Origin of the sequence: Pseudomonas sp. (assembly GCF_050739995.1) — a bacterium.
Taxonomy (GTDB): Bacteria; Pseudomonadota; Gammaproteobacteria; order Pseudomonadales; family Pseudomonadaceae; genus Aquipseudomonas.
This window is the reverse complement of record NZ_JBOICG010000670.1, coordinates 1-5470: the sequence shown is the minus strand read 5'-3', so window position 1 is coordinate 5470 and position 5470 is coordinate 1. Positions and strand designations below refer to the sequence as shown.

The window sequence follows — 5470 nt, the reverse complement described above, 5'->3', positions numbered from 1 at the left end:
CATCCCTATCAAGCATTACCCCCCGCAACCTATCGGCACTCGGCCGCTGGCAATTGAGCTGGACCTGTTCCAACCCTAACCAGTCGGCCATTTGCAACAGGTTCAAAGCCAGCGCCTGCATCCCTTCATCGTCCAATCCCGGCTCCTCCTCATGCACCGCATGCACGGCCAGGCGCCCATTGGCGCGTTCGGCGCGCAGGTCCACGCGCGCTGCGATCCGCTCATTGTGCAAAAACGGCAGCACGTAGTAGCCGTACACCCGCTTGTCTTGCGGGGTGTAGATCTCCAGCCGATAACGGAAATCAAACAATCGCTCGGTGCGGCTGCGCTCCCAGATGAGCGAATCGAACGGCGACAACAAGGCGCTGGCCGGTACCTTGCGCGGTACTTTCGGATCAGGCAGGCAATAGGCCGGTTGCTTCCAGCCTTGCACTCGGCAGGTCAACAATTGCCCTTCTTCGACCAACTCCAGCAAGCGACTGCGACTGTCGGCAGGATCAAGGCGAAAGTAATCGCGCAGGTCCTTTTCGGTGGCGACGCCCAACGCCGTCGCGCTGTGCAGCAGCAAACCCCGTTGGGCCTGCGCCTCGTCCACAGACGTTTGAAGGATTTCGCCAGGGATAACCCGCTCCGGCAAATCATAGAGCCGTTCAAAACCACGGCGCCCCGCGACGGTGACCAAGCCGGCAGCAAACAGCCATTCCAGCGCGTGCTTTTCATCACTCCAATCCCACCAAGGACCTGCGCGCTCCTCACGAGTCGACAGACTGCCAGCTCCCAGCGCGCCCTGCCGCTCGACGGTCTGCAAAACCCGATGGATAGTCGCCTGCTGCTCACGACCAAAGCGCGCCATCTGTGAATAGATACCCTGCCCCAGCTTTGCCCGTTCCATGCGCCAACGCATCAGCGGGTACAGCGCCATAGGCAGTAACGAGGCCTCATGCCCCCAGTACTCAAACAGGGAACGACGCCGCCCCTGGCTCCAGGCAGCCTGCTCAAGCATCAACGGGGCGTAATTGCCCAGGCGGGAAAACAGCGGTAGGTAATGGGAGCGCACGACGGCGTTGACTGAATCGATCTGCAGCACGCCGAGGCGCTCGATCAAACGGTTGAGGTGTGTGGGCTTGATCAGTGCAGGCGCCTGGCGCCCGGAAAAACCCTGGGCGGCCAGCGCCATGCGTCGAGCTTGCTTGAGTGAAAAAGACAGGTCGGCGGGCATGGCAATCTCCATTGGGGCTCGCCCACCACCCTACTGCATCCTGGCTCATTTTCGCAGCGGGTCTTCCCAAAAGTGCAGGTGGCGCTCCTGCTCCACATCGGCACGATTGAGCCCAATGTCCTTGAGCGCATCGCCACTCAGGCTCGCCAGCATTTGGCGCTCGTGGTACAGCGCCTGCCAGCGGGCCAGGGTATGAAACAGCCCGGAAAACGGACGTTTCGCCATCAATACAAAACCGGTTTGACCTTTCATCTTTTCGCCCTCCAGTGGGGATGACGAAAGTGTGAGCCTGGCACTATGATCAATCCAACGAATGTTTCTTATGCAATACATCTCGGAGATTGATCAATTGTCCAGTTACCCGAGTATCGACACCGACGTCCTGCGCACCTTCGTCGCCATCGCCGACCAAGGCGGATTCACCCGTGCCGGGGAGTTGGTCAACCGTACGCAATCGGCAGTGAGCATGCAGATGAAGCGCCTGGAGGACGACGTACTGCAGCGCAAGCTGTTCGAACGTGACGGCCGCCAGGTGCGACTGACGCCTGAAGGCCAGGTGCTGCTGGGCTATGCGCGGCGCATCCTGAAACTGCACAGTGAGGTGTTCAACACCCTGCGTGAACCGCATATGGTGGGGCTGGTACGCATCGGTACGCCGGATGATTACGTGATGCGTTTTCTGCCGGGGATTCTGAAGCAGTTTTCCAAGGCCTATCCGCTGATTCAGATCGAGATGCACTGCGAGTCGTCGACGGTGCTAATGCAGCGGCGGGATCTCGCGCTGACAGTCGTCAGTCGCGAACCTGGCAATGAAATCGGTGAGCTGTTGCGCACGGAGCGCATGGTGTGGGCGGCGTCACCGTGCTTTTGCATGGACGAGCATGATGCACTGCCGCTGGCGATGTCGGGCACCGACTGCCTCTACACGCAGTGGGCGCGTTCGGCATTGGATGCAGCCGGTCGGGATTATCGCCTGGCCTACCACAGCTCGAATGTGTCGGCGATCCAGGCGGTGGTCAACGCCGGCCTGGCGGTCATGGTCAGTATGGAAAACCTGGTGACCGAAGACCTGCGCATACTCGGCAAGGACGAGGGCTTCCCGCCACTGCCCTCGATGAACCTGCACTTGTTGCGCAACCCACTGATGACCTCCCCGATCACAGAGTGCCTGGCAGACTACATCCTCGAAGGCTTCAGACTTTAAAGGTCAGCATCACCGCGCACACCGCCAGGAAAGCGCAGAACAGGCCACGCAGCACACGCTCCGGCAGTGCGTGGGCGACCTTCACGCCCCAACTGATGCTGAGCAGGCCGCCGATCGCCAACGGTACGCCGATCAGCCAATCCACTTCGTGGTGCCAGGCGTAGGTCACCAAGGTCACGCTGGTGCTGGGCAGCGCCAACGCCAGGGACAAACCTTGCGCAACCACTTGGGTGGTGCCGAACACACTGGTCAGCACCGGCGTGGCAACCACCGCACCACCGACGCCAAACAAACCGCCCATGGACCCGGAAGCAGCCCCAAGCACGCCAAGCCACGGCCAGGAATAACGCATCTGAGCCGTCGGTGGCGCATTGCGGGTGAACATGCGCAGCAGGTTGTATGCCGCAAGCGTCAGCAGGAAAACGATAAAACCTATGCGCATGGCGCCGGCGTCCAGCCCAACCGCCCAGATCGAACCCAACCAGGCGAAGCTGAAGCCCATGACGCCCAACGGTAATGCGTGGCGCAATTCGATACGGTTACGCTGGTGGTAACGCCACAGCGCCAGCATCACATTGGGTACCACCATCACCAACGCCGTGCCTTGGGCGATCTGCTGATCCAGGCCGAACAACACGCCGAGCACCGGAATTGCAATCAGCCCGCCACCAATGCCAAACAGGCCGCCCACCGTACCGAGGGCCGCGCCCAATACCAGATATATTGCTAAATCCAACACCACTCATCACTCCGCAATCCCAGGGTTTGCATGCTACGCAGTCGACTCTGGCGCGGAAACGCACAGCAACGCACAATGGCTGTGCCAATTTCGCATAAGCACTCGCTGATGAACCCTAATACGCTCACCGACCAACTGAGCCTGTTTCTCGATGTATTGGAGACCGGCAGTTTTTCCGCCGCCGCGCGCCGTCATCCGCTGACACCCTCGGCCGTTGCCCGGCGTATCGACAGCCTGGAAAGCTCCGTGGGCAGCCGTTTGTTCCAACGCAGCACCCACGCGGTGGTGCCAACCCCGGCAGGCTTGGCCTTTGCCGAACGCGCGCGGCGGATTGTCGGTGAGTTGCAATTGGCCCGGGCCGAGGCCGTGTCCTTGAGCCATGCGCCAGAAGGCCTGATTCGTGTGGATGCACCCGCAGCCTTCGGCCGACGCCACCTTGCACCCGTGATCGCGGACTTTTTGAATGTGTACCCCGGGCTGGATGTACACCTGCACCTGATCGACAGCTTTGTCGATATGCAGGGGGCGCACCTGGGCAAGGTCGACCTGGTGCTGCGGGCCGGTCATATCGTCGACACCCGGCTGATTGCCACGCACCTGGCCAGCATTGTGCGCATCGCCTGTGCCAGCCCGGCGTATCTGAAAGCCCGCGGCACGCCAACCCATCCCCGGGAACTGAGCGAGCACGACGGTCTCGACTGGGATGGCCTGGCGCCGATGTTCGCCTGGCGCTTCGAGTTGGACGGACGCCGTGCCACCTATCGCCCGCAGCGCATCCGCCTGAGTGCCAACAATGCCGAAGCCCTGCTCTCCGGCGCGTTGGCCGGGCTGGGCATTGCGCACCTGCCCACCTGGCTGGCCAGTGAATACCTGGTGCGTGGCGAGTTGTTACCACTGTTCTGCGAAAACGGCCTGCCCAGTCCGGAAACCGCCGGCATCTATGCGCTGCGCCTGGAACAACAGGCCAATGCCCGCAGCCGGTTGTTGCTCGAGTACCTCAAGTCCCGCTTCAGCCCCGTGCCGCCCTGGGATCTGGCACTGCAAAGCGGTTTGGTCTGACCGGCTGGCCAGAATTATCTGGCGCATTAAAGATTTGCCCGCTAGATTCCAGCCCAGATATGCTTTTTCGAGGCACCACCATGAGCAAAAATCCCGCCCCATGCGAAAACCTGATGCTGGACAACCAGCTGTGCTTCGCCCTGCACTCCACTTCGCTGCTGATGACCAAGGCCTACAAGCCGCTGCTGCAAGCCCTCGGCCTGACCTATCCGCAATACCTGGCCATGATGGTGCTGTGGGAAGAGGACGGCCTGACTGTCGGTGAAATCAGCAACCGCCTGCTGACCGACCCGGGCTCGCTCACCCCGCTGCTCAAGCGTCTGGAAGCCGAAGGCCTGCTCAGCCGCACCCGCAGCCGCGAAGATGAGCGAGTGGTGGTAGTGGAGTTGACCGAGACTGGCCGTACCTTGCAGGAAAAAGCCATGGGGATTCCACAATGCATCCTCGGCGCCAGTGGCTTGGAGCTGGAGCAGTTACGCAAGCTGCAGGCGGACTTGGTCGCCTTGCGCAGCAACCTGCAGACCTCAATCGAATAGCAGTAAAGCTCTAAAATGTGGGAGGGGGCTTGCCCCCTCCCACATTGGTTTGTGGTATCGCATAAAAAATATTTGTGAATTTATCTTGCGCGCAAAATATTTGCGCTATACATTCGCCTCACCAACTACTTAGCGCACAAACAATTAGCGCTAACAACAAAGAGGAAACGCCATGCAAACGCTCTATACCGCAGTAGCTACCGCCACCGGCGGCCGTGATGGTCGTGCTGTCTCCAGCGACAACATCCTCGATGTCAAACTCTCCACCCCCAAGGAATTGGGCGGCGCTGGCGGCCAAGCCACCAATCCTGAGCAATTGTTCGCCGCCGGCTACTCGGCCTGCTTCATCGGCGCATTGAAATTTGTCGCCAGCCAGACCAAACGCAAGATTCCGGATGACGCATCGATCACTGCCCACGTCGGCATCGGTCAAATCCCTGGTGGATTCGGCCTGGACATCGATCTGCATATCAGCCTGCCGGGCCTGGCCCAGGACGACGCGCAAAGCCTGGTCGATGCGGCTCACCAGGTCTGCCCTTACTCCAACGCCACCCGCGGCAATGTGGATGTGCGCCTGCACGTCACTGTCTGAAAAACAGACGCCCATAAAAAAACCCGACGCTAGCGTCGGGTTTTTTTCGTATCGGCGGAGCCAGAATTACTTCTTGGCGCGACCTTTGTACGAACCGCCTTCACGGGTATCGATCTCGATC

General features: G+C 60.5%; 7 protein-coding genes. 4 read left to right on the top strand and 3 right to left on the bottom strand.

Annotation, left to right across the window (positions count from 1 at the left end):
- On the bottom strand, positions 1 to 1219 hold a 1219-nt coding region (locus tag ACRESD_RS22680), incomplete at its 3' end, for a winged helix-turn-helix domain-containing protein (RefSeq protein ID WP_431752950.1).
- A 45-nt stretch (positions 1220 to 1264) separates the two neighbouring features.
- On the bottom strand, positions 1265 to 1471 hold the full coding sequence (locus ACRESD_RS22675) for a DUF1127 domain-containing protein (protein ID WP_431752949.1): 207 nt from the start codon (positions 1469 to 1471) through the stop codon (positions 1265 to 1267).
- A gap of 70 nt (positions 1472 to 1541) precedes the next feature.
- On the opposite strand from ACRESD_RS22675, the gene ACRESD_RS22670 reads away from it, so the two are divergent.
- Positions 1542 to 2423, top strand: a complete 882-nt coding sequence (locus tag ACRESD_RS22670) for a LysR family transcriptional regulator (RefSeq protein ID WP_431752948.1) — start codon at positions 1542 to 1544, stop codon at positions 2421 to 2423.
- On the opposite strand, the gene ACRESD_RS22665 is transcribed toward ACRESD_RS22670, so the two are convergent.
- Positions 2413 to 3162, bottom strand: a complete 750-nt coding sequence (locus tag ACRESD_RS22665) for a sulfite exporter TauE/SafE family protein (protein ID WP_431752947.1) — start codon at positions 3160 to 3162, stop codon at positions 2413 to 2415. The genes ACRESD_RS22670 and ACRESD_RS22665 overlap by 11 nt on opposite strands.
- Before the next feature lie 108 nt (positions 3163 to 3270).
- Between ACRESD_RS22665 and ACRESD_RS22660 the strand changes: the two genes are divergently transcribed.
- From ACRESD_RS22660 to ACRESD_RS22650, 3 genes are all read left to right on the top strand, one after another.
- Complete coding sequence (locus ACRESD_RS22660; RefSeq protein ID WP_431752946.1) at positions 3271 to 4221, top strand: LysR family transcriptional regulator; 951 nt, start codon at positions 3271 to 3273, stop codon at positions 4219 to 4221.
- Between the two features lie 80 nt (positions 4222 to 4301).
- Positions 4302 to 4757 (top strand): MarR family winged helix-turn-helix transcriptional regulator, encoded by a 456-nt coding sequence (locus ACRESD_RS22655; RefSeq protein ID WP_431752945.1) that lies wholly within the window; start codon positions 4302 to 4304, stop codon positions 4755 to 4757.
- 172 nt (positions 4758 to 4929) lie between these two features.
- On the top strand, positions 4930 to 5349 hold the full coding sequence (locus tag ACRESD_RS22650; protein WP_010176159.1) for an organic hydroperoxide resistance protein: 420 nt from the start codon (positions 4930 to 4932) through the stop codon (positions 5347 to 5349).
- Positions 5350 to 5470: the final 121 nt, after the last annotated feature.